Raw genomic sequence first — 26,906 nt, forward strand, 5'->3', positions numbered from 1 at the left:
GTCGATGCGTGCAAAGCGCACGCTGGCGCGGTTAATGACGCAGCGCAATACGCGTGCCGCCCGCATTCTGCTGGCGCCATTGCGAAGGACTCATGCCAAAGCGCTCATGGAAGACGCGGCTGAAGTGCGCCGCGTCGGCAAACCCCAGGGCAAAGGCAATCTCGGTAATGCTGCGCCCGACGTCTGCGCTGCCGGACAGCCGCACAGCCGCCTGCCGCAACCGGCGCGACAGGATATAGGCATGCGGGGTCTGGCCAGACTCTCGGAACAGGTTATACAAGGTGCGCCGCGAGACGTTCAGTACCGCGGCCAGCCGCTGCGCGGAGAGTTCCGGATCATGCAGCTGGGCGTCGATGAATTCAGCGAGGCGATGCATCCGCGCTTCGCCAAGATGCCGCGCCATGGCTGCGTCCGCGCCATCTCTAAGCGCCGGCGGCCGCGTGTCCGCACCTTGCAGCGCGGTCTCCATCAGCGAAACGACGGAATCCTGCAGCACCATCTGTCCCTGGTAATCCAGCAGGTGGCCCGAGCAGGTATCGTGCAGCATGGCACCCAGCGCCGACAACGCGATGCGCGCCGCGCCCTCGCCCCGCAACGCCCGGCCGCCCAGGCTGGCCGCCGCCTGCCGCCAGCCGAAGGCGCGCTCCTGCGGCACCAGCAGCACCAGCACCCGGCAGCGATCCGGCATCTCGATGCTATAGGGTTGCGCGGTATCGTAAATCGACCACATCCCGGGTTCGAGCGAAGCCTCGTTGCCCCGTTGCGCAACCCGGCTCTGTCCGCTGATTTGCCAGAATATCTTGAAGAAACCCGCATCGGACGCCGCCACGTGCCGGGGCTCGCGCGCCACCCTGTGCGCATCGACATCCATGTCCGCCACCGCGCAGGCGCCAAAGCGGGCATAGCTGACGTTGCTATGGAAGCACCCGCGCGCCTGGCGCGTGTAGGCGAGCGGCAGGAAGCTGGTATCGATGGCTTCGCACCATTGGTCGAACGTCACGATGGACATCCGTGCCGGTTTCTGCTGCAGATTCTGCACAGCGGGCATCAGGGCATCTCCAGTAACCGGCGGTATGCTGGGGAACGCGCCGGAAGTCCTCGAAGGTGGAGGCCAAGCCTAATGGAAAGCCCGCGGGCAGACAATGGGAACAACTACGCAGGCGCGGGGCTGGCGGGAGGGGCACAAACGCCGCATTACTTGCCGCCAACCCACGGGCCCACGCGAACCGCGCCAGGCGGCTAAGCGGCTAAACGGCCACTGCCCGGCGCACCTTTGCCAGCGCGTCTTCCAGGGCTTCATGCGAGATGGAACCAATGGCGAGCCGCAACGCATGCGGCACGTTGGGCGTGACGGCGAAAGGCTCCGCGGTTGTCACCAGGACGCCGTCGCCCTCCAGCGCGGCGGCGACGAGGTCGGCGCGCAGGTCCTCGGGCAAGGTCAGCCAGAGATAGTAGGACGAGCGGTGCGCCACGATATCGCCGCCGCGCAGCACGCGGCGCGCCAGGCTTTGGCGCAGCCGCGCGTCCTTGCGTTTCCGGTCTTCCAGGTCGTCGACCAGGCCGGTTTCGATCCAATGGCAGCCCAGCGCCACGGTGAGTGACGGGGTGTTCCATGTCGAGACACGGATGGCACGCTCGATCGCCGGCACCAGCGCGGCGGGGGCTGCGACAAATCCCATGCGCAGGCCGGATGCCACGCTCTTCGACAGGCCCGATACATAGACCGTCCGCATGGGTGCGTAGGTAAAGACCGGCTTTGGCGCCGGCTCGGCAAGGAAGGCATACGCACCGTCCTCGATGATCAGGAAATCGTGACGCTCGGCCAGTTCGGCCAGACCGATGCGTTCCGCCTCCGCCATCACCGTGCCCAGCGGATTGTGCATCGTGGGCATGGCATAGACCGCGCGTACCGGACGCCGCTTGCAAAGCGCAGCCAGCCTGTCCAGGTCCATGCCGCCAACCGTGTGCGGCACCGGCTCCAGATCGAGGCGATGCGCCTGGGCCAGCATCTTCATGCCCGGATAGGTCAATGCATCGACGGCCAGTACGTCGCCCGGCTTGAGCAGCGCCATCACCGTCACGGCCAGTCCCTGCTGCGCGCCATTGACGATCAGCACCTGATCGCCGCCCACCCGGATACCCCGGTTGCGCAGGTGCCGGGCCGCCGTCTGCCGCTCGTGCGGCCGCCCGCCCTGCGGCGCCGAGTGAAGCAGCGCGTCGAGATCGCCCGAGGCCGCGATGGTGCGCAGGCCGTCCCGCAGCATATCGGCCTGGCCCGGCAAGGACGGATAGTTGAAGGTGAGATCCACCGCGCCGAAGCGCGCGGGATGCTGCTCCATGCCCAGGCCGCGCGGCAGCGACGTGTCCCGCACGAACGTCCCCCGCCCCGTCTCGCCGACGACGAGTCCGATCGATTCCAGTTCCTTGTAGATGCGCGAAGCCGTGGCCAGGGCGATGCCATGCTGCTTCATCAGGGCACGAACGGTCGGCAGCTGCGTGCCTGGCGGCAACATCCCCTCGCGGATGCGGCCGGCGATCTCGTCCATGATGGTTTTGTACCGGGTCGGTGTGGGGATCATGCTCTGCCTTCCGCTTTCTGCCTTGTCCTTGTATCTAGAACAATTTTTTGTTTGTACCAGACACAAAGATTACGCTACCACCCTCATCAACGTAAAGGGCTCCGGCGGGCTTCCACGAGCACCGGGGAGTTGCAGGCATGATCGAACTCGCAACCTTGTCCGTATTCGCCGCGGCCGTGATGGTCCTGCTGCTGTCACCCGGGCCAAACATGGCCTTTGTCATGGCGCACGGCATCACCTGCGGACCAGGCGGCGGCACCGCCGCGGCGCTGGGCATCGCGGCGGCGGACCTTGTGCTGACGGTCCTGACCGCCAGCGGCGTTACCGCCGTCATCGCCACGTGGCCGCCCGCCTTCGACCTCATCCGCTACGCCGGCGCCTTATACCTGCTGTGGATGGCCTGCAAGGCGCTGCGCCGCCCCCTTGCGCCGCTAAGCGCGGTGGCGCAGCAAGCCTCGTTGAGATCCGTGTTTTTCCGGTCCACGCTGAACAGCCTGCTGAACCCGAAAGCCCTGCTGTTCTTCATGGTCTTCCTGCCGCAGTTCGTCGACCCGGCCAAGGGGAACGTAGCCCGGCAACTGGTTGTCCTTGGCTGCGTGCTGACGCTGATCAGCACCGTCTTTCACGCACTGCTGGGCGCGGCCGGCGGCTCCGCGCGCCGGTTCCTGAGCCGCAATCCGCGCGCCGCGATCTTCCAGAAGTACGGGCTTGCGGTGGTGCTGGCGCTGCTGGCGCTAAGGCTGATCGCCATGCCGAGGGCGTCCTAGGCCGACAGCGCCGATGGCGCCGACAGCCTCATCCCCAAGCAAACCAGCAACGGAGAGCATGAGATGTACATCGCAGCCTTTATCTACAAGCCAGGCGAGACCGACGAGGAGTTCAAGCGATTGAGCGCGGTCATCGACGAAGTGGCGGCCGCCAGCCCCGGGTTTCTGGGCGCCGAGTCATGGCGCTCGCCGGACGGCAAGCTGGTCAACGCCAGCTACTACTGGCGGGACCAGGAAGCCCTGCGGGCCTTCGCCACCGACCCGCGGCACCTGGACGCGAAGCGCCAGTACCGCAAATGGTATGACGGCTATCACGTCGTGGTGTCCAGGGTGGAGCGCGTCTACGGCGACGGCAGCCTTCAGCACCTCACCCGATTCGGCGAAGCAGAGAAAAAAGGCCGGTCGATCAACCGGCCCAACGATCCTCGCGGCAAGGCAAGGTCGATATGATGATTGGCGGCTTCCTCCCCAGGAAGGAGCCGCCGGTCAGCGCGGCGCCCCCGGCAACCGCGAATGCGCTCAGAAGCGGTGGCGCATGCCGACGGTGGCGCCGGTCTGGTTCGCGCCCGGCAATGCCGTGCCGCTGCCGTTCAGGCCCAGCGTGGAGCCGGACTTGTTCTTCACATAACCCACGTTCAGGTAGGCGTCGGTGCGCTTTGACAGCGAGTAGTCGGCCGACAGCACGAACATCCACGGATCCGCTTCGCTGCCCTTCATGTCGGTGTAGTAGGCCGCGCCGGTCAGCCGTAAGGCGGGGGTGAAATTGTACTGCACGCCGGTCCAGTACACATTGCGGCGGGTGACGGCGGCCGTGGCGCTTGCCGTGCCATCGTCACGCATCAGGCGCAGACAGGCGCAAGCAGGCAACCGGCCGGGTACGGCACGGCATGATGTAAATGGTTGCGCGCCCGTTGCGCGCGAAGCGTGTCGCCGCGGGCTAGGCAGGGAAAGGGTAATCGGCGTCGAACGCCGCGAAGCGGGCCTGCAGGAACTCGATCAGGCGGCGCTGCCGGTAAGACGGAAACCGGCTTTGCAGGAACACCAGTTGCAGCGGCACGCTGTCCTGGTACCAGTCGGGAAACAGGAGCACCAGGCGGCCGGCACTGACGTCCGCCGCCACATCGAACCAGCTTTTGAACGCGATGCCGTGGCCCGCCAGGGCCCAGTCGCGCACCACGGCGCCATCATCGCTGGTGCGCCGCCCGTTGGCTTCCACCTCCACCCTCGTCTGGCGCGAACGGAACGGCCAGCGCATGCGCGCCTGGCCGCCCGGTGCCAGGCACAGCATCTGGTGCTGCGCCAGCGCGTCGGGCGAAGCCGGTGTACCGCAGCGCTTGAGATACGCAGGCGCTGCCACCGCAACGCGCCGCGTCAAGGCAAGCTGCCGGCGCACCAGCCCCGAATCCTCCAGCCAGCCCACCCGCACGGCCAGGTCGACATTGCTGCGATAAAGATCGGCGAGCGTATCGCCGATGGACAATTCAAGCGAAAGCTGCGGATGCGCCAGCAGGAAATCGTCCAGCCAGCCTCGCAGCAAGGTGCGCCCGAGGTCCGCCGGCGCCGACAATCGCAGCGGCCCGGCGAGTTCCTCCCGCTGTTCCGCCAGCGCGCCCTCGCCCTCCTCCAACGCCGCCAGCGCCTTGCGTGCCGCTTCCAGGAACACGCGCCCCTCCTCGGTCAAGCGCATGCGGCGGGTGGTGCGGGCGAACAAGCGCGCGCTCAGGCGCTGCTCAAGCCGGATCAACGCCGCACTGGCCGTGGCTGCGGTACGGCCCAGTTCGCGGGCGGCGGCGGAGAGGTTTTCAAGTTCGGCGGTGCGCACGAAGAGTCGCAGGTCGTCTAGGGAGTACATTCAAAACTGGTTTGATGAAATTGCCTGGGGAGGCTAAATTATCAAACGAGCGGCGCAGTGCCGCAAGGCGCGCCGCGATGAGCACATTGGATGGATGCCGGTTCAGAAAATGCCATATGCGGCACACATCGGCCTGCTTCTCTTGATGGCACGCACTGAACGATATACATTTGGAAAACGTATATCTTCCGCGATTTCTTCAGGAGAAGCCAAGCATGCAAGTCTGCAAATGGGGCAATAGCCTGGCCATCCGCCTGCCCGCCACGGTAGTGGAGGCACTGGAACTGCACGAAGGCGACGACATTGAAGTCGTGATCGCCGACGAACGGGTATTCCAGGTCCGGAAGAAGCCCGGCAGCGCCGCCTACCTGGCGAAACTAAGGCAGTTCCGGGGCCGCCTGCCGGCCGATTTCAAGTTTGACCGGGACGATATCAATGCCCGCTCATAAGGCGTTCATCGATAGCAACGTGCTGCTGTACCTGTTGTCCGCCGATGCGGAAAAGGCGGATCGTGCCGAAGCCATCGTCCAGGCGGGCGGCAGGATCAGCGTGCAGGTGTTGAACGAAATCACCAGCGTGGCGCGCCGCAAGCTGGCGATGCCATGGGCCGAGGTGAACGAAGTCGTGACCCTGATTCAGTCCCTGTGCCCGGTAGAGGCGCTCACGCTGGGAACGCATGACAAAGGAAGGCAAATCGCCGAACGCTACGGATTCAGCGTCTACGATGCGATGATCGTTGCAGCGGCCCTGCTGTCCGACTGCGAGATCCTGTATTCCGAGGATATGCAGGATGGCATGCTGATTGAACAGGGGTTGCGTATCTGCAATCCGTTTGCCGAAGGGCCATTTTCCGGGGCGGCTTGAACTGGCCGCGCAGACGTCAACCTGGCGCTCCACCGTGCCACGCACGTAGGGCCGCGGCGACCGGCTCGGGCGGCAAGAACTCCTGCTCGAGGCGCCCTCGCTCCCGCCCGTACAAAATACTGGTAGAAATCCCCCTCAGCGACGCTCAGTCCCTCGCGGGTCTCGATACTGGCCGGCACAGGCTCCGCCACCGCTAAAGCACCGTCTAGCCATCCCGCCGGCAGCCGCCTGAATAAATTCCGCCGTCTGCCAGTAGTGCCGCGTCAGCAATGACACTGCCCGCTCAACATCCCCAGCCAGTACCGCTTCAGCCACGGCCGCATGCTCCGCATGCACATCCCGCACGCCATAGGCATTGCGGATCGAGCATTGCCGATAGCGATATGCCTGGTCGGCAAGCTCCTCGCTGAATTGCCGGAGCCAGCGGGAGCGGCAATTCGCGATCAGGCTGCGATGGAACTCGCGGTGCAGCCGCTCCCACTCCCGGTTGGGCACGTAGGTATCGTCCTGTGCCGAGCGCGGGGTTCGCGAAAGCCGGTGCAAGGCCAGCACGATCTGCTCTTCCCATTGCGTCGACGGATGCGCCATCGCGTCTTTCAGCGCCATCTGGTCGATGTCGGCGCGGGTGCGCGTGAGCGCGTCGAGCTCGTCAAGGTCCACCGGAGCGGCCGTGAAGCCGCGCTGGTCGTGGCGCTCTACCAGCCCTTCCGCGGCCAGCCGGCTCAGCGCTTCGCGCACTGGCGTGTTGCCGGCGGCGTAGCGCTCGCAGATGGTTTCGATACGCAGCTTGACACCCGGCTCGATGCCACCCGTGAGGAGGTCATCCCGCAATCGTTCATAGACGGAGCTGGCAACCGTGACGGCCGGCGTCCTGGCATCGGTCGCTGCGGTGGCTGCGGTCTCGGGAAGTGACTGTGACATGGTGCGCATCGGGAGATTTTATCGATTTTCGTCACGCGCTGATACGGATAGCCCTGACGTAAACCCTAGTCTCAAAAAATATCGATATTTAATAGTATACAACGAAATATCGATATTCTAAGGTATTCGAAACCTGGATGGAGAGTGCGATGCGGCTGGCAAGATATGAATTCGAGGGGAAGATCTCCCTCGGGGTGGTGGACGGTGCGGAGATCGTCGAGACCGTGGCGGGTGTCGCGGACTGGAGCGAGTGGTTCGAGCTGCCCGATGCGGCGCGAGGCCGCCTGTCCGAATCCCTGGCGGGAGCAAGGCGCCTGCCGCTTGCCGCGGTGCGGCTGATGACCCCGCTGGCAAGGCCGGGCAAGATCATCTGCCTTGGCCTGAATTACTACGATCACGCCGCGGAAGGCGAGAATGCGAAACCGGAATACCCGGCCTTTTTCTTCCGCGGCGCCACGTCCCTGCTGGCGGCGGAAGCGCCGATCCAGCGCCCGCGCTGCTCGGACAAACTCGACTATGAAGCGGAACTCGCGGTCGTCATCGGCAAGCGGGTGCGGCATGCCAGCCGCGCCGATGCGCTGAATTGCGTGGCCGGTTACGCCTGCTTCAACGATGCGTCGCTGCGCGACTACCAGCGCAGGACGGCGCAGTGGACGATCGGCAAGAATTTCGATGCCACCGGGGCGTTCGGGCCGTGGATCGTGACACCGGACGCATTGCCCGCGGGCGCCGCCGGCCTGCGCATCCAGTCCCGCCTGAACGGGCAGGTCATGCAGGATTCCAACACCAGGCACATGATCTGGGACGTAGCGGAAACCATTGCCCTGCTGACGGAATGCCTGACCCTTGAGCCGGGCGACGTGATCGCCATGGGCACGCCCGCCGGCGTGGGCTATCCGCGCACGCCGCCGGTGTTCATGAAGCCCGGCGACAAGATCGAGATTGAGATCGATGGCATTGGCGTGCTTTCCAACCCTGTTGTGGACGAGCCCTGACTCGCATGCCGGCGACTCGCGTTCGGCGGCCTGCAGCGGGCCCCGCGCTGAAGGCTGCCCCCGCCATCGCCGGGCGGGGGTATCCGAACGTCGTGGCCTGCACCTGGGCCCAGGGATCAAGGCCTGGTGCCATTATTACAGGCGCCCCGCCAGTTCCGCCGCCGCCTCCTCGTCGGTGCGCTCGAAGCGCAGCGGCGTGACGGAGATGCCGCCCCGGCCGATCACGACGGCCTCGCTGTCGTCGGCATCCGGGCGCGGGCCGCGGGAGAACTGCAGCCAGTGATACGGGATCCCGCGCGGGTCGACATGCGCCCTGACGGCGAGATCCTTGACCAGGCCGACGCCCTGGCGCGTCACCGTCAGCGGGCCGGCCGACTCGGGTGCCACATCGGGGAAGTTGATGTTCAGGCAGGCCTGCTGGTTCCAGCCTGCCGCAAGCAGGCGGCGGATCACCCCAGGGGCGAGCTCGCCCGCCGTTTCCCAGCGCACCGCGTTGCGATCGGTAAAGGCCAGGCTCAGCGCGATCGCCGGGATGCCCAGCAATACGCCGGTCATGGCGGCGCCTACGGTGCCTGAGAACACGGTTTCGAGCCCAAGGTTGGCGCCGCGGTTGATGCCCGACAGGACGAGGCTCGGCGGGGCATCGGCCATCAGGTGCCGCGCGGCCATGACGACACAGTCGCCCGGCGTGCCGGACACGCCAAAGCGGCGTTCGCCCTGCTGGCTGATGCGCAACGGCGAGTGCAGGCTCAGCGAGTGCGAGGTCCCGCTCTGGTCGTGCTCGGGCGCGACCACCCAGACCTCGCGCGCCAGCTTGGCGGCCACGGCCTCGAGCACGGCCAGGCCGGGGGCGTCGATGCCGTCATCGTTTGTAAGGAGTACGCGTTCCAGCAAGAGTTCGGACATGGATAAAGGGGGCTGTAGATTGACGAATCCTGGGCTGCCTTGCGCGGAAAACAGCGCCAGGCGCAGCGCAAGGCGTTGCATCGGCCTTGACGTCCTCCCCTGCCTAAAGGCGCCTAAAGGCGCCTAAAGGCAGGGGATTCCCACACCTGGCGATGCACGTCCGCATCGGAGAATGTTCAGCGCAGCATTGGTATCACGGTCATGCACGACACCACAGCGACTACAGGTCCACTCTCTTATTCGCAGTCCTGCGATACCTTTCGGCCGCGTCGTGCTGTCTTTCGAACCGCACGCCGAACAGGACTGGGTAGAACCACTTTCGTTCACTTCCTCAAACGTGGCCCCGTGCGCAATCGCTTTGTAGCGGAGCTTGTCCCGGAAGGACGACCAGGATGCGTCGTAGACACTCTTCGCCATCCTGGTTTTGGCGAGTTTCGAAGCCGACACGTTGCCGACTGCGATGTAATCGAAGCGCCGGACGAGATCGAGCGCGAGCTTGTGCTGGAAGTCGGCGCGGGCATTCGCCACCTTGGCATGCAGCTTGGCGATATGCCGCTTGTGCTTTCGCGCACGCTGCGCCTTGGCCAGTCTTTCGGCGGCATGCCGGCCAAACCGGTCATTGGAAAGCTTCTCGCCGGTCGAGAGCGTGGCAAAGTCCTTCAAACCAAGGTCGATGCCGACGCCAGCTTGAATCGGGCGTGCCGGCACATCAGCCACCTCTATCACGATGTTGAGAAACCAGTTCCCGCGCGAATCCTGCGCAAAGCTTGTGCCGTCCTTGATCTTGCCTTCGGGCAACAGGCGGCTGTTGAACACGCGAAAGGTACTTCCGGCAAAGCGAAACGCCTCGCCCTCTCGTTTCAGATCGCGGCCCTTCAGGGGCACCCATCCGAGGCACTTCCTGCCACGGTATCGCAGGTAAGGACGGTGATGCTGGCTGCGCGATTTCGCGTACTGCTCGCACGTCGCGTTGACCGTGCCGGAATGGATGCCGAGCTCCTTGCTGCTGCCGGTGGTCAGCACGTTCAGATCGAACCCGCTCGGCCACTTCTTACCCCATTTGAGCGCGTGCTTCTGCGTGTCATTGCAGAAGTTCCAGACGTAGTTCACCGCTCGGCTCTGCTTGTTGAGCAGGCCGTTGAGCGACTTCACCCGGTAGCGGTAGACAAGAATCATGCCGCACATTCTAACGTGGGAATGCCGCCTGCCGGCGGCGCTCCTTTCACTCCCCGCCATGAATGGCGAGGTTTCTCGGAGCAAATCTGATGAAGCGGCCGGCCGGGGCGAAGACCAACTATAAACCGAAGCCGAGGCCGGTCGGCCGCACAGCGGCGCGCGTTGCCGGATTCGCCAAGACAGCACGCTATCCGGCTACTAACCTGCAGCCCATTGTTGTCCACCCTGCCCGCACCGCGCGCGCCCAATACCCCAATACGCCATGCCGTCACCCCGTCACACCGTTCCCCCCAGCGCCATATGGCTGTCCAGCCTCGCCTTTGTGCTGATCTGGTCGACCGGCTTCATCGTGGGCCGCGCGATCGTGCCGGTGGCCCAGCCCAGCCTCTTCCTGCTGGCCCGCTTCTCGCTGGCGGCCCTGCTGTTCGCCGGCGTAGCCCTGGCCGGCGGCGCGCGCTGGCCGGCACTGCGCGAGGTGCCGAAACACTTGCTGGCCGGCGGCCTGTTGCACGGCAGCTACCTGGGTGGCGGCTACTGGGCCATTGCGCATGGCCTGGCGCCATCGGCCATGGCCTTGCTCGGCGCCTTGCAGCCGCTGCTGACGGCGCTGCTGGCGATCCCGCTGCTGGGAGAATTCCCGTCCCGGCGGGGATGGGGCGGACTTGCGCTGGGCTCGCTGGGCGTAGTATTGGTAGTGGCCCCGGCCACCCTCGCCAGCGCGCCCAGCCCGGTTTCGCCGTGGGTGGTGCTGGTGGCGGTGCTTTCCATCCTCTCCATCACCATGGGCACGATCCTGCAAAAAACTTCGATTGCCGCCGCCGACCTGCGTGCCAGCTCGGCGTGGCAGAACGTGGGCGGCGCACTGGTGGCCGGCGCGCTGGCCTGGATGCTGGGCGAGACGCACTGGCAGCCGGGCCTGGCGCTGTGGTCTGCGCTGGCGTGGGCCACCGTGGTGCTGTCGGGCCTGGGCACCTACCTGTTGCTGCGCATCGTCAGGCGCGGCCAGGCCGCCAAGGCGGCCTCGCTGATGTTCCTCGCTCCGCCGCTGGCCGCATTGCAGGCCTGGGGGCTGTTTGGCGACCAGCTCGGACCCCCGCAACTGCTGGGCCTGATCGTTGCCGGACTTGGGGTCTGGCTGTGCCAGACCGCCCAGGGCGGCAAGCGCGGCGACGCCATTAGGAAAACCGGCCATGCCGCCGCCCGATAAGCGCGCCTTGCCGGCAATACCGGCGAGCCTGCCGGCTCCGCTGGTGGAGACCCGCGTCTACCGGCCGGAGCCGGAGCGGCATCGCCATGACTATTACCAGGTACTGTTCGGCCTCGACGGTGCCTGCGAGCTGGAAATCGGCGGACACCTGCATCGGCTCGATCCCCGTAGCGGGCTGATCGTACCTGCCGGCGAGTGCCACGATTTCCTCGGGCTGGGGGACAACCGGCAACTGGTGCTGGACGTTCCGCCCGGTTCGCTCGCGTTGCCGGCGGCACTGACGGACCGTGTGAGGGCGTTTGCCGTCACCGACGCGTGGAGCGCCGGCGTGCGGCGCGTGGCCATGCTGCAGCAAGGCACGAGCCAGGCCGGCTCGCGCCGGCATCACTGGCAGCTGGCGGCCACGCTTGCCTCCGACCTCGCGCAAGCGCTCGGCGTGGATGGCCGTGCCCGGCCGGCGCGTTTCCCCCTGGCGGAAATCGACGCCTACCTGCGCCAGCATCTGGAGGCACCTCTGCGCGCCAGCCAGCTTGCGGCACATTTCGGCTGGAGCGTAAGGCGCTTCCACACCCTGTTCTGCGACGCCTTCGGCGATACGCCGCATCGTTACCAGACACGCATGCGGCTGGACCAGGCCACGCGCCTGCTGGCCGACCGGAGCCAGGCGCTGGCGGATATTTCGCTGACGCTCGGCTTTCCCGACCAGACCACCTTTACCCGCAGCTTCACCCAGCGCTTTGGCATGCCGCCGGGCGCATGGCGCGCCGGCCTCGGGCCCGAGCGAATCGCCGCCCGCGCATCGCGCCGCCGCTAGCCGCTCCGCCGCCGCGCGACCCCACACGGTGTGTCCCGGCCGCGCCGCACTTCCATCCCGCCGGAGCCATTGCAGCATTTTTTCCTGCTATTTATATAAATTTCAAAAACAAATGCTGGTCGATTGTCTTTAATCTGCTCGCCACTTCCGTCCAATAGCACCGCATCGGACTGCTTGCTTTCCAGCCAACCTTTGTCTTACAAGGCAAACAATTGCGCCAGAAGGCCAGTTTTCAGTAGGACATGCCCACCAGGCATCCCCTATGAAGATGAGGCGCCGGCCTTGTCCGCATCATCTGCGCGACTTGTCCACGGAAGCCAGGAGGAGCACCCGGACCGCTCCCAAAAGGGGCGATTCCGGACAATTACCGATCGGAGACAAAAGATGAGTGAAAACGGAGTAGCGCTGCACCGCGGCCTTGGCGAACGCCAGATCCGGCTGATGGCGCTGGGTTCGGCCATTGGCGTGGGCCTGTTCCTGGGCTCGGCGAGCGCCATCAAGATGGCCGGGCCGGCCATCTTGATGGCCTATATCATCGGCGGCGCCATGATCTTCCTGATCATGCGCGCGCTCGGCGAAATGGCCGTGCACAACCCGGTGGCAGGTTCCTTCTGCCGCTACGCGCAGGACTATATGGGGCCGCTGGCCGGCTACCTGACGGGCTGGAACTACTGGTTCCTGTGGCTGGTGACCTGCGTCGCCGAAATCACCGCTGTCGCCATCTACATGGGCATCTGGTTCCCCGACGTGCCCCGCTGGATCTGGGCGCTGGCGGCGCTGGCCGCAATGGGCTCGGTCAACCTGCTGGCGGTCAAGGCCTACGGCGAATTCGAGTTCTGGTTTGCCATGATCAAGATCGTCACCATCGTGCTGATGCTGATCGGCGGCACCGGCATGATCGTGGCCGGCTTCGGCAATGGCGGCGTGGCGATCGGCATTTCCAACCTGTGGACCCACGGTGGCTTCATGCCGAACGGCGCTTCCGGCGTGCTGATGTCGCTGCAGATGGTGATGTTCGCCTACCTCGGCGTGGAGATGATCGGCCTGACCGCCGGTGAGGCGAAAAACCCGCGGAAATCGATCCCTGGCGCCATCAACTCGGTGTTCTGGCGCATCCTGATCTTCTACGTGGGCGCGCTGTTCGTGATCCTCGCCATCTACCCCTGGAATGAAATCGGGACCCAGGGCAGCCCCTTCGTGATGACGTTCGAACGCCTCGGCATCAAGACCGCCGCCGGCATCATCAACTTCGTGGTGCTGACCGCCGCGCTGTCCTCCTGCAACGGCGGCATCTTCAGCACGGGCCGCATGCTCTACAACCTGGCACAGCAAGGCCAGGCGCCGCGCGCCTTTGCCGTGACGGACCGCAACGGCGTGCCGCGCCGCGCCCTGCTCGTTTCGATTGCCGCATTGCTGTGCGGCGTGCTGCTGAACTACCTGGTCCCCGAGAAGGTGTTCGTCTGGGTCACCTCGATCTCCACCTTCGGCGCCATCTGGACCTGGGCCGTGATCCTGGTCACGCAGATGAACTTCCGCCGCGGCCTGTCCACGGCGGAACGCAGCAAGCTCGCCTTCCGCATGCCGTTCTGGCCCTATGGCTCCTGGGTGGCGCTGGCCTTCCTGGGGCTGGTGGTCGCCCTGATGGCGTACTTCCCGGATACGCGCATCGCGCTGCATGTGGGCCCGGCCTGGCTGATCCTGCTGACCGTGCTGTATTACCGGCTGGGCATGCAGTCCCGTTCGCCGGTGCAGTACCAGGGCTAGGGCCTGCCCTGTCCCCGCCCGCCGCGCCGTGATGCTTGTCCGGCACGCGCGGGCGCGTCGGCCACGCTAGAATGACCCCCAAACCATCCACAGCCAGGGGGAGCAGGATGTCAGACGCACTTGCGGCGCCCAGCAGATCCGAAAAGCCGAGCGCCGAAGCGCGCGCAACCGCCGTCGCAGCGACCATCGCGAAGGCCGCGATCGACCAGGCCGACCATGCCATGCGCAACTGGACCGATCCCGAATCCGGGCCGGTCCGCATCGGCTCGCCCCAGCACTTGCGCATGTTCTGCAACATGCTGCTGCAAACCCACAACCCCTATAAACCGGCCGTCATCGACTGGCCGAGCCTCGACCCCGACGCCTTGCACCGGGTGACGTCCCTGCCGATCTGGGATATCGCGGTGCAGACCGAAGGACGTGCGTCCGTCCGTGTGCAGTCGTTCGCCAAGACCGTGGCCGAGCCGCTGCTGCGCAGCGCGCTTGAGATGGACGGCGCCGAGGAGGCGCGGCACAAGGTGGTGCTGTCGAAGCTGGTCGAGGCGTATGGCATCGCGCTGGCACCTGAACCCGAGTACCCGCCCCCCGCCGACGCCGAATGGGGCTGGCTGGTGACAGGCTACAGCGAGTGTATCGACAGCTTTGCCGCGTTCGGGCTGTTTGCCGCGGCCAGGCGCTCGGGCTTCTTTCCCGCCGAACTGGTCGAAACCTTCGAACCCGTCATCCAGGAGGAAGGCCGGCACATCCTGTTTTTCGTCAACTGGGCCGCCTGGTACCGCCGCAACCTGCCCTGGTGGCGGCGCCCGCTGTACGCGCTCAAGGTGATGCGGGTGTGGGCCTTCCTGATCTGGGAGCGCGTTGGCATTGCGCGCGGCATCGATGCCGATGGCGTGGCCAAGGACGCCAATTTCCCGATGAACAGTACGGCAGCGATCGCCGAGACCTTGTCCGCGCGCGAGATGATCGATCTTTGCCTGGCCGAGAACGAACGCCGCATGGCGGGTTACGATCCGCGCCTGTTGCGGCCGGAAATCGTTCCCAAGCTGGCCCGGCTTGCCCGCCGCTTTCTGCGCTGAGCGCACCTTGACCCACGTGAAGCTGTTCTGGAGCCTTTTGAGATGTTCCTGTTGTCCCTGATCCCGCTCGCCATCTGGTGCGTGCTACTGGCTGGCCGCGCCGGCTTCTGGCGGGTGCGCAAGCCCGGCCCCGCGCCCGCCCCGGCGCAATGGCCGGAAGTGGTCGCCATCATCCCGGCACGCAACGAGGCGGCCGTCATCGGCGGAGCGGTGTCCAGCGTGCTGGGTCAGTCCTATCCCGCGCCCCTGCGGCTGGTGGTGGTGGACGACCATAGCACCGACGGTACCGCCGACATTGCACGCAGCGCCGCGGCTGCGCTGGGCAAGGCGGAATCGCTTGCGGTGATCACGGCGCGCGAGCTGCCACCCGGCTGGAGCGGCAAGGTATGGGCGCAGTCGGAAGGCCTGGAAGCCGCTGACAGGCTGGCCCCCGCGGCCACCTGGGTGTGGCTGACGGATGCCGACATCCATCACGGCAATGGTGTGCTGGCGCAGCAGGTGGCGCGCGCGGAATGCGAGCAGCGGGACCTGGTTTCGTTGATGGTGCGGCTGCGCTGCGCATCCTGGTGGGAACGCATGATCGTCCCGGCCTTTGTGTTCTTTTTTGCCAAGCTTTACCCGTTCGCGCGCGTCAACAACCCGCGCAGCGGCGTGGCCGCGGCTGCCGGCGGCTGCATGCTGGCGCGGCGCGGCGCGCTGGCCCGCATCGGCGGATTTGCCGCTATCCGCGGCGAACTGATCGACGACTGCAGCCTGGCAGCCTGTATCAAGCAAGGCGGCTCGATCCGCCTGGACCTCGCCGACGACAGCATCTCGGTGCGCCCCTACGATGACTGGCGCAGCCTGTGGGACATGATCGCGCGCAGCGCCTACACCCAGCTGCGCTACTCGCCGCTGTTGCTGGCCGGCGCGGTGGCTGGCATGGTGCTGACCTACCTGGCGCCGCCCCTGCTGGCGCTTGGCGGCGGCCTGCGGCTATGGCCGGCATGGGCGGCCTGGCTGGCCATGACGCTGGCCTACATGCCCATGCTGCGCGAATACCGCCAGCCCCTGTGGCTGGCGCCGCTGCTGCCGCTGACGGCCTTGTTCTACCTTGGCGCCACCATCGATTCCGCACGCCGCTACTGGCTGCGCAAGGGCGGGCAATGGAAAGGCCGTGCGCAGGCGCCGCAGCGCGGCTGACGGCAGCGGGCCGGAGGCTGGCAGCGCGCCTGCGCCGCCAGCCAGTTTCAGCGCAGGTAGCCGGCGGTACGGAACCAGTCGAGCGCCTCGCCCAGGCCTTGCTGGTAGGGCCGTGCCTGGTAGCCAAGCACCTGGCGGGCTTTTTCCGAACTGAAGAACATCCGGTATTTCGACATCGACAGGCCATCGGCCGTCAGGAAGGGCTCTTTGCCCGTCATGCGCGCCACCGCCTCCGCCGCGAAAGCGAGCGGGTAAAGCGGCCAGCGCGGCAGGCTGATGGTGGGCGGGCGCCGCCCGGTCATGGCGGCAATGTCGGCCAGCATCTGCTGCAGGGAGACGTCCTGCCCGCCAAGAATGTACCGCTCGCCGGTCACGCCGCGCTCCAGCGCCAGCATATGCCCGGCCGCCACGTCGTCCACATGCACCAGATTCAGGCCTGTATCGACAAAGGCGGGGATCTTGCCGCTGGCGGCTTCGACAATGATGCGGCCGGTAGGCGTCGGCCGCACGTCGCGCGGGCCGATCGGCGTGGAGGGATTGACGATCACCGCCTCGAGACCGTCGCGGGCCACCATGCGCTCCACCACGCGCTCGGCCAGTACCTTGCTGCGCTTGTAGGCACCGATCGCCTCATGGTCGCCCATGGCGGCGTCTTCTGCCACCGGCGCCGTGGCGCCCGCCACCCGCAACGTCGCCACGCTGCTTGTGTACACCACGCGTTCGATGCCGCAGGCGAGCGCCGCGCCCATCACGGTTTCGGTCCCGGCCACATTGGTGCGTACGATCTCCTCGGGATCCGGAGCCCACAGGCGGTAATCCGCCGCCACATGAAACAGATAGCGCACGCCTTTCAGCGCACTTGCCATAGCGCGTGCATCGCGCATATCGCCCTCGGCGATCTCAACCGGCAGGTCCTCCAGGTTGCGGCGCGGGCTGCCCGCGCGTACCATCGCGCGCACCCGGAAGCCGCGCTCCAGCGCCTGCCGCGCCACCGCCGAACCGAGAAAACCCGATGCGCCCGTTACCAGGACATAGTCTCCTGACGTCATGTTCCCCACAGGAATAACCCTCAAAGTGTTGCAGGCGTTTGCCAGGTGCCAGACAAAGGTTGCGGCACGGGTATATAGTAACCACCGTATGACGGGAAAGTGATTCCGGAATATCTACTAATGCTGAACCCGTTGACTGGGTCGGGGGGCCTATTTTTATGCAGGTGATTCTTGCTCAACCCCGCGGTTTTTGTGCCGGCGTGGTGCGCGCGATCGAGATTGTAGATCGTGCCCTACTCAAGCATGGAGCCCCGGTGTTCGTGCGACACGAAATCGTGCACAACAAGCACGTGGTGGAAGGACTGAGGCAAAAGGGTGCGCGCTTCGTGGAAGAACTGCATGAAGTGCCGACCGGCGCCGTCACGATTTTCAGCGCGCACGGCGTCTCCAAGGACGTCGAGAGCGATGCGCGGACCCGCCAGCTGCACTCGATCGACGCGACCTGCCCTCTCGTGATCAAGGTACATACGCAGGGCCGGCAATATGCCGCCAGCGGCCGCACGGTGATCCTGATCGGCCATGCCGGCCATCCGGAGGTCGAAGGCACCATGGGACAGATCCCGGGCAAGGTCATCCTGGTGCAAAGCGAGGCGGAGGTCGCGCAACTCGACCTGCCCGCGGATACCCCGGTGGCCTACGTCACGCAGACCACGCTGAGCGTGGACGATACACGTAATATAATTGCCGCCCTGAGCCGGCGCTTTGCCAACCTGGTGGGGCCGGATACGCGCGATATCTGCTACGCCACGCAAAACCGGCAAAGCGCAGTCCGCGAGTTGTCCAAGCAGGTGGAGGTGATCCTTGTGATCGGCGCCACCAATAGCTCCAACTCCAACCGCCTGCGCGAGATCGGTACGGAAAGTGGCGTGCCGAGCTATCTGATTGCCGACGGCAGCGAGCTGAACCCCGAATGGGTGCGCGGCGTCGAAGTCGTGGGTATCACGGCAGGTGCGTCCGCGCCCGAGGAAATGGTCAAGGACGTAATCGCCGCGCTGCGCAGGCTCGGACCGGTGGAGGTGTCCACCATGGATGGCCGCGAGGAGCACGCCGAATTCCGCTTGCCCGCCGAGCTGGCCGATCCGTCGCCGCGCAGGCAGGCAGCCGGCACGGCCGCAACCGAGGCCGCGCCGCAGCCGGACCCGCAAACCGCCGCTGGCTGACCCCGGCCGCCCCCATAACAAGGAAGTACATTTTGGCCATTCCCTTTTTGCAGGTTGCCCGCGTGGGCGCCTATGTCGTCAAGCAGCACCTCTCCGGCAACAAGCGCTATCCGCTGGCGCTGATGCTGGAGCCGCTGTTCCGCTGCAACCTGGCCTGTAACGGCTGCGGCAAGATCGACTATCCGGACCCCATCCTGAACCAGCGCCTGTCCATCGAGCAGTGCCTGGGCGCTGTCGACGAATGCGGCGCCCCGGTGGTCTCCATCGCCGGCGGCGAACCGCTGCTGCACAAGGACATGCCCACCATCGTCAAGGGCATCATTGCGCGCCGCAAGTTCGTTTACCTGTGCACCAACGCACTGCTGATGGAAAAGAAGCTGGACCAGTACGAGCCCAGCCCTTACTTCGTCTGGTCGGTGCACCTGGATGGCGACCGCGAGATGCATGACCGCTCGGTGAGCCAGGAAGGCGTGTACGACCGTTGCGTCGAGGCGATCGCCGCAGCCAAGAAGCGCGGCTTCCGCGTCAACATCAACTGCACGCTGTTCAACGATGCCGAGCCGGAAAAAGTGGCACGCTTCTTCGACTCCGTGAAGGCCATGGGCGTGGACGGCATCACCGTGTCGCCGGGCTACGCCTACGAGCGCGCGCCGGACCAGCAGCACTTCCTGAACCGCGGCAAGACCCGCCAGTTGTTCCGCGACATCCTGTCGCGCGGCCGTGCCGGCAAGAACTGGGCCTTCAGCCAGTCCACGCTGTTCCTGGACTTCCTGGCCGGCAACCAGACCTACAAGTGCACGCCCTGGGGCAATCCGGCGCGCACCGTGTTCGGCTGGCAGCGTCCGTGCTACCTGGTCGGCGAAGGCTATGTCGGCACCTTCAAGGAACTGATGGAAGGCACCGACTGGGACGCCTACGGCGTCGGCAACTACGAGAAGTGCGCCGACTGCATGGTCCACAGCGGCTTTGAAGCCACCGCGGTGGCGGACACCATCGCCCACCCGCTCAAGGCGCTGGGCGTTAGCCTGCGCGGCGTGCGCACCTCGGGCCCGATGGCGCCGGATATCGACCTGACCAAGCAACGCCCTGCCGACTACGTGTTCTCGAAGCACGTCGAGATCAAGCTTGAAGAGATCGGCCGCGCCAAGTCGTCCAAGGCAGCCAACGACACCGCCGCCGCACGGAAAGCCGCCACGCACTAAAGCACAGGCAATCCGGGATGGATAAAGGCTCGCCCCCCTGAGTACCACGTGTACGGGGGGCGAGCCTTTTATTGTTAATGCCGGTGGTAACGCCGGGGGTTCAGGCGTCGGCGTTCTGGCGCGCGTTGTGGTTGGCCAGGTACTTGAGCAAGCCGTCGATGCCGTTACGCGCGACGATATCGGCGAACTGCCGCCGGTAGACCTCGATCAGCCAGGCGCCCATCATGTTGATGTCATAGATCTTCCAGCCATTGCCGACGCGCTGCAGGCGGTAGTCGATCTGCATCTCGTCGCCGTTGTTGAGCACGCGCGTCTCGACCACCACGTCGGTGGCGCCGCTGGCGGCCAGCGCGGGCTTGTAGCGGAACTTGACGTTCTGCTCGCGCAGTTGCGACAGCGAAACCGCGTAGCTGCGCACCAGCAGGGTCTGGAATTGCTCGTAAAGCTGCTTTTGCTGCTCGGGGGTGGCATTGCGCCACGCGCTGCCGACCGCCAGCCGGGTGGTGCGCTCGAAATCGGTGTAGGGCAGGAACTGGCGCTGCACTACTGCGGTAATCTTGCCCAGATCGCCGCTGCGGGTGTCGGGGCTGGACTGGATGGTGCCGATCACGCCTTCGACGGCGGCCCGCACCATGCGGTCCGGCGAAGATCTGTCGACCGTTTGCGCCTGTGCGGCGGAAGCCATCGCCACCACGGCGAGCGGGGCCAGAGCCTGGAAAGCAATACCGTATTTCTTCATGCGAATTTGGACCTGAATATGCCAGTCGGTTCGCCGCCGGAAATGCCCGGCAGACTTGCCAAGGGAAACATGCCGCGCCGCGGGCTGCGAGACCGCAGCCCGGCTCGCGCGCGCGTGCCGGGGCAGTATAGCGTACCGAAGCCGGCGCTCGCCGCGCCGGCGGCAACCACGTATTGCATGACGGCGCGGCCAAAGCGGCAGCGCTATGCCGCGTCCTGCCGTTATACTCGCGGCTGCCACTTTGCGCGCTGCGCTGCGCTTTTTTTCGCGCCTCGTTGCGCGCCACACAGTTTCTGTCCCCCCTATCGCCCATGTTGACGTCGTTGGTCATCCGCATCGTCCAGTTTTCTACCCGCCGCGCGTGGCCCGTGATCGCGCTGACGCTGCTGCTGACCGCCGCCAGCGGCGTATATGTGGCCGGCCATTTCGCCATCAACACCGATATCAGCCGCCTGCTCCAGTCGGACCAGCCCTGGGCGCGCCGCGATGCCGCCGTGAGCGCCGCCTTTCCCCAGCGCGACCAGATGATCCTGGCCGTGGTGCAGGCGCCGGCCGCGGAGCTGGCGGACGCTGCCGCCGACGAGCTGGCCAAGGCGCTGCGCCAGCAAGGCGAGCGCTTTCGCGCCGTCAGCCAGCCGGGCGGCGGGGAATTCTTCGAGCGTAACGGACTGCTCTTCGTCGAAACGGAAAAGCTGCGCGATACCACCACGCAACTGACCCAGGCACGTCCCCTGCTCAACGCCCTTGCGCATGACCCGACCCTGCGCGGCCTGTCCGATACGCTATCGACTACGCTTTCGTTGCCGCTGCAACTCGGGCAGGTCAAGCTGGGCGACATGGCCAAGCTGCTCGGCAGCAGCGCGCGCACGGTGGACCAGGTGCTGGCCGGCAAGCCCGGCGCGCTGTCCTGGACCGGATTGGTCGACAGCAGCCTGCAACCTGCGCCCGGTGGCGTCGCCACGGCGTTCGTCGCACTCAGCCCCGTGCTCGACTACGCCGGCCTGCAAGCCGGCGCGGATGCCGCCGGCGCTATTCGCGCCACGGCGGCCAAGCTCGGGCTGGCCAAGCGGTACGGCGCCACGGTGCGCCTGACCGGCTCGCAGGCGCTGGCGGATGACGAATTCGCCTCGGTCAAGGAAGGGGCCGCCTTCAATGGCGTTCTGACGTTGCTGGTGGTGATCCTGATCCTGTGGCTGGCATTGCGTTCCAAGCGGCTGATCCTGGCGGTGCTGGCCAGCATGCTGGTGGGCCTGGTCATCACCGCCGCGCTCGGGCTGGCCATGGTCGGCGCGCTCAATATGATCTCCGTGGCGTTCGCCGTGCTGTTTGTCGGGCTTGGCGTGGATTTCGGCATTCAGTTCGGCGTGCGCTACCGCGCCGAGCGCCATGTGCACCCCGAAATCCCGGTAGCCCTGGCGAGTGCCGCCAAGGCGGTCGGCGTGCCGCTGGCGCTGGCCGCCGCCGCTACCGCGGCTGCCTTCTTCTGCTTCCTGCCCACCGACTACCGCGGCGTGGCCGAGCTGGGCCAGATCGCAGGGGTGGGCATGCTGATTGCGTTCACCACCACCATCACGCTGCTGCCCGCGCTGATCACGGTATTCCGCCCGAAGGACGAAGCGGGACGGACCGAAGTGCCTGGCTTCAAGTGGCTGGCACCGGCCGATTTATTCTTCGAGCGCTATCGCACGCAAGTGCTGCTGGGCACCTGCGGCCTGATCCTGGCCGGCTCGCCCCTGCTGATGCACCTGCGTTTCGACTTCGATCCGCTGCACCTCAAGGATCCGCACTCGGAATCGATGGCAACCCTGCTCTCGCTCAAGGATGCGCCCCAGGCCGGCACCGACAACGTCAACGTGCTGGCGCCCTCTCTGGCCGCGGCCGTCGCCGCCGCCAACCGCCTGGCAGCGTTGCCCGAGGTGTCGCGCGTCGTCACGCTGCAGACCTTCATACCCGACGACCAGCCAGCGCGGCTGGCCTTGATCGCCAAAGCATCGGCGAGCCTGATGCCGGTGTTGACGCAGACCGTGGCCACGCCTGCGGACGATGCGCGGCTCGTCAATTCGCTCAAGAACGCGGCGCGCCAGCTCACCCTCGCGGCGGAGGATCATCCCGGCCCGGGCGCCACTGAAGCCGCCCACCTGGCTACGGGGCTGCGCAAGCTTGCCGGCGCGGACGCCGCCACCCGCGCGCGCGCCGAACAGGCCATCGCCCTGCCGCTGCGCCTCGCGCTGGCGCGCCTGCAGCGGACGCTGTCGCCGCAGCCGATCAGCCGAGAGACCTTGCCGCCCGCCCTGGTACGCGACTGGGTGGCCCCCGACGGACAGGCCCTGGTCAGCGTGAGCCCGAAGCTCCCCCCGGCGGCCAAGCCGGGCGATGCATCCAGCAGCAACAGCGATGCGCGCGACGCCGCGCTGACGCGCTTTATCGATGCCGTGCAACGCGTCGAGCCCGCCGCGGTAGGTGGCCCGATCTCGATCCGGGGCTCCGCCGACACCATCATGACCGCCTTTGCCCAGGCCGGCATCTGGGCCGTGCTGTCGATCACGCTGCTGCTTTGGATCACGCTGCGCCGCGTGGGCGATGTGCTGCGCACGCTGGTGCCGCTGCTGGTGTCCGCGCTGGTCACGCTGGAACTGTGCGTGGTGTTCGGCATCCCGCTCAATTTCGCCAACGTGATTGCCCTGCCCCTGCTGTTTGGCATCGGCGTGGCCTTCAAGATCTACTACGTGCTCGCCTGGCGCGAGGGCAAGACACACTTGCTGCAGTCCCCGCTCACCCACGCCGTGCTCTACAGCGCTGCCACCACGGCCGCCGCCTTCGGCAGCCTGTGGTTATCCCAGCATCCAGGCACGGCCAGCATGGGCAAGCTGCTGGCGCTGGCGCTGGCATGCACGCTGGTCGGCGCCGTATTTTTCCAGCCGATCCTGATGGGGCGTCCGCGCAAGCGGTCCGCGCCCGCTACCGGACCGGCCCATTGAAACGCCATCTCAACATGATGAACCGCCCCGTCCCTCGCTTCTCGCGCCTACTGTCGGCGCTTTCCCTGTCGCTACTGGCCACGGCATGCGCCACCGGCCCGCAAGCCAACCCGGACGACCCGCTGGAGCCGCTCAACCGCGCAGTCTTCAAGGTCAACGACAAGGCTGACGAGTACGTAGCAACGCCGCTGGCCAAGGGCTACCGCGCCGTCACGCCACAGCCGGTGCGCACCGCTGTCACCAATTTCTACTCGAACCTGGCCGACGTCGGCAACACGGTCAACAACCTGCTGCAAGGCAAGGGCGTGGACGCGGCGGAAAGCTTCATGCGGGTCGCCATGAATTCGGTACTCGGGGTCGGCGGCCTGATCGATATCGCTACGCCAGCCGGCCTGAGCAAGCACTCCACCGACTTCGGGCTGACGATGGGCGTGTGGGGCGTGCCCGCCGGCCCGTACCTGGTGCTGCCGCTGTTCGGTCCCAGTTCGATCCGCGACGGGGTGGGCCTGTATGTGAACTTCCAGCTGTCGCCTACCACGTGGGTCGAAAAGGACGTGCAGTGGGCGCTGTGGGGCGTGGGTTTCCTCGATGCACGTACCAATGCACTGGCCGCGACCGATCTGTTGTCGCTGGCGGCACTGGATAAATACAGTTTCGTGCGGGATGGGTACCGGCAGCGCCGGCAGTACCTGATCCAGGGTGGTGGCGGAAAGCTGCCGGATTACGAGGATACGGATGCACCCGCCGAAGGAGCGGCGCCCGCGCCGGCTGGCGGGGCGACTCCCGCGCCGGCCGGCGGGGAAGAGAAAAAGCCTGAAGCGGAAGGGACGAAGCCTTAAGCTTTTGCTGCCCGGTCTTTGATCCGGCCGCCCGGGTCAAAGACCGGGCGGCCGCAAAAAGGGGCGGCGGCTCACCCTAAACCAAACCCCGCCCCCACCCGGCCCCGCGCCACCTCCAGCGCCAACCTCGCCAGCCTGGCATCCCGACCCAGCCGGATCAGGTCCGGCACCTGTCCCGGCCCCGCCAGCAGCGCCTTGAGCAACGCCAGGATATCGGTGCCCCCATCGGGCCCCATCCCGGCCACCGCGGCGGGCGGCACATCCCGTTGCGCTGGATCGATCACTACCCGGCAGGCGGCAAACGGCACCCCGAATTCCTGGGCAATCCGGGCCGCGATATGAGACTCCATATCGACCGCCAGCGCCCCCGTGGCCGCGTGCAACGCCGTCTTGGCAGCCACCGAGGTCACCGCCTGGTCTGAGCCCGCCAGCGTCCCGGCGATGGCTTCCGGCAAGGCAAGGGACAGTGCGCGAGACCAGCTTGCATCGACCGGCCGCGACTTATCGCCGTCGTGTACAGCGGTGGCGACGATCACCTTGCCCGGTGCGAGCGCGGGATCGAGCCCGCCCGCCACGCCAAAGCTGATCACGCCCGCACAGGGATGCGCCAGGCGTTGCCGCAAGCCTTGCGCCAAGGCTTTGGCGCGTAAGCCGTGCAGGGTTTCAATGCCGGGGCCCGCGGCAATGCGGGCCTCGAAGCGCATGCCGGTCACCACCAGCGTGGGACCGGCGGCCTGCCGTTGCGGCAGGCGCGCGGACAAACCGGGCGAAGCTGGCGCGGTCACATCCCCCACGCCACTGCCCGCGTGCCGTCGCGGCGCAGGTTGCGGTAGCGCGCTACGGCCCAGAGCGGGAAGAAGCGGGCATAACCGTGGTAGCGCAGGTAGAACACGCGCGGGAAGCCCACCGCGGTGAAGCGTGCCTCGTTCCACAAACCATCGGCTTGCTGCGTGCGCACCAGGTAATCGATCCCCCGCGCCACGGCCGGATGATCGAGCTCGCCCGCCGCCATCAGGCCCAGCAAGGCCCATGCGGTCTGCGAAGGTACGCTGGGCGCGGGCTCATAGCCCTGGTAGTCGAGGCGGTAGCTGCTGCCATCCTCGCCCCAGCCGCCGTCGGCGTTCTGGATCGACACCAGCCAGGCGGCCGCGCGGCGCATCTCTGGGGCCTCCGGCGGCAGGCCGGCGGCGTTCAGCGCGCACAGCGCGCTCCAGGTGCCGTAGATGTAGTTCATGCCCCAGCGGCCGTACCAGCTGCCGTCGGCCATCTGCTCGTCGAGCAGGTAGCGCAGCGCGCGCTTGAACGCCGGACTGCTGGCCGAGCTTTCACCCAGTTGCGCGAGCATCGACAGGCAGCGCGCCGAGACGTCGGCGGTAGGCGGATCGAGCAAGGCGCCGTGGTCGGCGAACGGAATATTGTTCAGGAATTCATGCGTGTTCTCGGGCTCGAAAGCGCCCCAGCCGCCGTTGCCGCTTTGCATGCCGGCCACCCACTCGCGCGCGCGGCTGACCGCTTCGTCATAGCGAGCGCGATGGCTCGCCGGGGCGACGGCCGGCGCCGCCGCGCCGGAACGCGCCGCGCGGTCCATGGCCATGGCCACCACGGCGGTATCGTCCACGTCCGGGTAGTGCGGATTGGCATACTGGAAGGCCCAGCCGCCGGGACGCACGCCGGGACGCCGCACGATCCAGTCGCCGCGCACGTCCAGCACCTGCAGGGGGCGCAGCCATTGCAGGCCACGCTCGGCCGCCGCCTCGGCGCGCGGGCCGCCGACCTCCAGCAAGGCGTGGCTGGCCAGCGAGGTATCCCAGACCGGCGACAGGCACGGCTGGCAATAGGCTTCGTCGCCATGCACGACCAGCAGCTTTTCGATGGAAGCGCGCGCCACCGCCACGTCCGGATCGGTACGCGGTACGCCCAGCACGTCGAACATCATCACGGCGTTCGCCATGGCCGGGAAGATGGCGCCCAGGCCGTCCTCGCCGTTCAGGCGTTCGCGCACGAACTTCTCGGCACGGGCAATGGCACGCTTGCGCAGGCTGCGGGGGAACAACGGCTCCGCCACGCGCAGGCCGGCATCCAGCGCGCTGAACACGGTGAACCAGACCCGGTTCTGATGCGGCGCCCTCGGGGCCAGGCGGGCCGCCTGGCAAGGACGGATAAACAATTCGTCGATGCGCTCGCCACGCGGGTTCCTGGCCTGGGGGCGCAGGCTGTTGAGCACCAGCAGCGGCACGATCACGGTGCGGGCCCAGTACGCGACCTTGGACAAATGGAACGGGAACCAGAGCGGCAGCAGCATGATCTCGACCGGCATCATCGGCACCGCTTGCCACGGCATCACGCCGTACAGCGCCAGCAGCGTGCGGGTGAAGACATTGCTGGCCTCGGCGCCGCCCTGGGCGTGGATGGACGCGCGGGCGCGGCTCATATGCTCGGATTCGGTATCGTCGCCAATCATCTTGAGGGCGAAATACGCCTTCACGCTGGCGCTGATGTCCGAGCGGCCCTGATGGAACAGCGGCCAGCCGCCGTCGGCATTCTGGATGCGGCGCAGGTAGCGCGCGATACGCGCTTCCAGCACGGTATCCGGGGTCTCGCCCAGATAGTGCACCAGCAGTATGTATTCCGCCGGGATCGTGGCGTCGGCCTCCAGCTCGAATACCCAGTGGCCATCCGGCCGCTGGGTCGCCAGCAAAGCGTCAAGCGCACGGTCGAGCGTGCCTTGCAGCTCGTTATGCTCCGGCGCACCCTGCACGGCCGTGGCCGGCGTGGGGGATAGTGCTACTTGGCTCATCGGTCTCGATGTCCTCTTTTCAACAACGCAATCAGCAAT

General features: G+C 66.5%; 24 protein-coding genes and 1 pseudogene. 14 read left to right on the forward strand and 11 right to left on the reverse strand.

The genetic code is table 11. The annotated features are described in order from the left end of the window. Window positions 1-31 precede the first annotated feature (31 nt). Together ACZY0R_RS02580 and ACZY0R_RS02585 are read right to left on the reverse strand one after the other, a co-directional pair. Window positions 32-1,048 carry a helix-turn-helix domain-containing protein gene (locus ACZY0R_RS02580; RefSeq protein ID WP_488856991.1) on the reverse strand — a complete coding sequence of 339 codons (1,017 nt, stop codon included), beginning with the start codon at window positions 1,046-1,048 and terminating at the stop codon, window positions 32-34. A gap of 199 nt (window positions 1,049-1,247) precedes the next feature. Next, entirely contained in the window at window positions 1,248-2,579 is a 1,332-nt protein-coding gene (locus ACZY0R_RS02585; protein ID WP_488856992.1) for an aminotransferase-like domain-containing protein, read from the reverse strand. Between the two features lie 137 nt (window positions 2,580-2,716). On the opposite strand from ACZY0R_RS02585, the gene ACZY0R_RS02590 reads away from it, so the two are divergent. Next, a complete protein-coding gene (locus tag ACZY0R_RS02590; RefSeq protein ID WP_488856993.1) occupies window positions 2,717-3,346 on the forward strand; it encodes a LysE family translocator in 630 nt (209 codons plus the stop codon). A gap of 63 nt (window positions 3,347-3,409) precedes the next feature. Further along, window positions 3,410-3,796, forward strand: a complete 387-nt coding sequence (locus tag ACZY0R_RS02595; RefSeq protein ID WP_488856994.1) for an antibiotic biosynthesis monooxygenase family protein — start codon at window positions 3,410-3,412, stop codon at window positions 3,794-3,796. A gap of 69 nt (window positions 3,797-3,865) precedes the next feature. Here ACZY0R_RS02595 and ACZY0R_RS02600 read toward each other — a convergent pair. Then, a pseudogene (locus tag ACZY0R_RS02600) lies at window positions 3,866-4,192 on the reverse strand (porin); the annotation flags it as partial. 91 nt (window positions 4,193-4,283) lie between these two features. Beyond that, window positions 4,284-5,198 (reverse strand): LysR family transcriptional regulator, encoded by a 915-nt coding sequence (locus ACZY0R_RS02605; RefSeq protein WP_045237460.1) that lies wholly within the window; start codon window positions 5,196-5,198, stop codon window positions 4,284-4,286. A 215-nt stretch (window positions 5,199-5,413) separates the two neighbouring features. On the opposite strand from ACZY0R_RS02605, the gene ACZY0R_RS02610 reads away from it, so the two are divergent. Both ACZY0R_RS02610 and ACZY0R_RS02615 read left to right on the forward strand, forming a co-directional pair. After that, entirely contained in the window at window positions 5,414-5,647 is a 234-nt protein-coding gene (locus tag ACZY0R_RS02610; RefSeq protein WP_488856995.1) for an AbrB/MazE/SpoVT family DNA-binding domain-containing protein, read from the forward strand. Continuing rightward, a complete protein-coding gene (locus tag ACZY0R_RS02615; protein ID WP_488856996.1) occupies window positions 5,634-6,062 on the forward strand; it encodes a PIN domain-containing protein in 429 nt (142 codons plus the stop codon). The genes ACZY0R_RS02610 and ACZY0R_RS02615 overlap by 14 nt, the downstream gene beginning before the upstream one ends. A 135-nt stretch (window positions 6,063-6,197) precedes the next feature. Here the strand turns inward: ACZY0R_RS02615 and ACZY0R_RS02620 are convergent, their stop codons facing one another. After that, window positions 6,198-6,983 carry a GntR family transcriptional regulator gene (locus ACZY0R_RS02620; protein ID WP_488856997.1) on the reverse strand — a complete coding sequence of 262 codons (786 nt, stop codon included), beginning with the start codon at window positions 6,981-6,983 and terminating at the stop codon, window positions 6,198-6,200. Between the two features lie 149 nt (window positions 6,984-7,132). On the opposite strand from ACZY0R_RS02620, the gene ACZY0R_RS02625 reads away from it, so the two are divergent. Continuing rightward, complete coding sequence (locus ACZY0R_RS02625) at window positions 7,133-7,978, forward strand: fumarylacetoacetate hydrolase family protein (protein ID WP_488856998.1); 846 nt, start codon at window positions 7,133-7,135, stop codon at window positions 7,976-7,978. A 135-nt stretch (window positions 7,979-8,113) separates the two neighbouring features. Here the strand turns inward: ACZY0R_RS02625 and surE are convergent, their stop codons facing one another. Both surE and ACZY0R_RS02635 read right to left on the reverse strand, forming a co-directional pair. Continuing rightward, window positions 8,114-8,884: a 5'/3'-nucleotidase SurE gene (surE, locus tag ACZY0R_RS02630; protein ID WP_488859480.1), complete on the reverse strand. Its 771-nt coding sequence runs from the start codon at window positions 8,882-8,884 to the stop codon at window positions 8,114-8,116. Window positions 8,885-9,007: 123 nt separating this feature from the next. Further along, window positions 9,008-10,060: an RNA-guided endonuclease InsQ/TnpB family protein gene (locus tag ACZY0R_RS02635; RefSeq protein WP_488856999.1), complete on the reverse strand. Its 1,053-nt coding sequence runs from the start codon at window positions 10,058-10,060 to the stop codon at window positions 9,008-9,010. 262 nt (window positions 10,061-10,322) lie between these two features. Here ACZY0R_RS02635 and ACZY0R_RS02640 point away from each other — a divergent pair, with 262 nt between their 5' ends. From ACZY0R_RS02640 to ACZY0R_RS02660, 5 genes are all read left to right on the forward strand, one after another. Then, the gene (locus ACZY0R_RS02640) at window positions 10,323-11,267 is read left to right on the forward strand and encodes a DMT family transporter (RefSeq protein ID WP_488857000.1); all 945 of its coding nucleotides are present in this window, start codon (window positions 10,323-10,325) and stop codon (window positions 11,265-11,267) included. Next, a complete protein-coding gene (locus tag ACZY0R_RS02645; RefSeq protein WP_488857001.1) occupies window positions 11,251-12,081 on the forward strand; it encodes a helix-turn-helix transcriptional regulator in 831 nt (276 codons plus the stop codon). The genes ACZY0R_RS02640 and ACZY0R_RS02645 overlap by 17 nt, the downstream gene beginning before the upstream one ends. 384 nt (window positions 12,082-12,465) lie before the next feature. Further along, a complete protein-coding gene (locus tag ACZY0R_RS02650) occupies window positions 12,466-13,845 on the forward strand; it encodes an amino acid permease (protein ID WP_488857002.1) in 1,380 nt (459 codons plus the stop codon). 107 nt (window positions 13,846-13,952) lie between these two features. Then, a complete protein-coding gene (locus ACZY0R_RS02655; protein WP_488857003.1) occupies window positions 13,953-14,921 on the forward strand; it encodes a ferritin-like domain-containing protein in 969 nt (322 codons plus the stop codon). 42 nt (window positions 14,922-14,963) lie between these two features. Continuing rightward, on the forward strand, window positions 14,964-16,103 hold the full coding sequence (locus tag ACZY0R_RS02660; RefSeq protein WP_488857004.1) for a glycosyltransferase: 1,140 nt from the start codon (window positions 14,964-14,966) through the stop codon (window positions 16,101-16,103). A 47-nt stretch (window positions 16,104-16,150) separates the two neighbouring features. Here the strand turns inward: ACZY0R_RS02660 and hpnA are convergent, their stop codons facing one another. Then, window positions 16,151-17,152, reverse strand: a complete 1,002-nt coding sequence (gene hpnA, locus ACZY0R_RS02665; protein ID WP_488857005.1) for a hopanoid-associated sugar epimerase — start codon at window positions 17,150-17,152, stop codon at window positions 16,151-16,153. Window positions 17,153-17,310: 158 nt separating this feature from the next. Here hpnA and ispH point away from each other — a divergent pair, with 158 nt between their 5' ends. Both ispH and hpnH read left to right on the forward strand, forming a co-directional pair. Beyond that, window positions 17,311-18,312, forward strand: coding sequence for a 4-hydroxy-3-methylbut-2-enyl diphosphate reductase (ispH, locus tag ACZY0R_RS02670; protein WP_045237469.1), 1,002 nt, complete (start codon window positions 17,311-17,313; stop codon window positions 18,310-18,312). A 32-nt stretch (window positions 18,313-18,344) separates the two neighbouring features. Further along, the gene (gene hpnH / locus ACZY0R_RS02675) at window positions 18,345-19,514 is read left to right on the forward strand and encodes an adenosyl-hopene transferase HpnH (protein WP_488857006.1); all 1,170 of its coding nucleotides are present in this window, start codon (window positions 18,345-18,347) and stop codon (window positions 19,512-19,514) included. 100 nt (window positions 19,515-19,614) lie between these two features. Here the strand turns inward: hpnH and ACZY0R_RS02680 are convergent, their stop codons facing one another. Then, window positions 19,615-20,253: an MlaC/ttg2D family ABC transporter substrate-binding protein gene (locus ACZY0R_RS02680; protein WP_488857007.1), complete on the reverse strand. Its 639-nt coding sequence runs from the start codon at window positions 20,251-20,253 to the stop codon at window positions 19,615-19,617. Window positions 20,254-20,564: 311 nt separating this feature from the next. On the opposite strand from ACZY0R_RS02680, the gene hpnN reads away from it, so the two are divergent. Then, window positions 20,565-23,231, forward strand: a complete 2,667-nt coding sequence (hpnN, locus tag ACZY0R_RS02685) for a hopanoid transporter HpnN (protein WP_488857008.1) — start codon at window positions 20,565-20,567, stop codon at window positions 23,229-23,231. A 17-nt stretch (window positions 23,232-23,248) separates the two neighbouring features. Next, the gene (locus ACZY0R_RS02690; protein ID WP_488859481.1) at window positions 23,249-24,070 is read left to right on the forward strand and encodes an MlaA family lipoprotein; all 822 of its coding nucleotides are present in this window, start codon (window positions 23,249-23,251) and stop codon (window positions 24,068-24,070) included. A 71-nt stretch (window positions 24,071-24,141) separates the two neighbouring features. Here the strand turns inward: ACZY0R_RS02690 and ACZY0R_RS02695 are convergent, their stop codons facing one another. Both ACZY0R_RS02695 and shc read right to left on the reverse strand, forming a co-directional pair. After that, complete coding sequence (locus ACZY0R_RS02695) at window positions 24,142-24,819, reverse strand: phosphorylase (protein ID WP_488859482.1); 678 nt, start codon at window positions 24,817-24,819, stop codon at window positions 24,142-24,144. A gap of 32 nt (window positions 24,820-24,851) precedes the next feature. Next, entirely contained in the window at window positions 24,852-26,867 is a 2,016-nt protein-coding gene (gene shc / locus ACZY0R_RS02700; RefSeq protein WP_488857009.1) for a squalene--hopene cyclase, read from the reverse strand. Between the last annotated feature and the right edge of the window lie 39 nt (window positions 26,868-26,906).

The organism is Cupriavidus sp. F041, assembly GCF_057814235.1.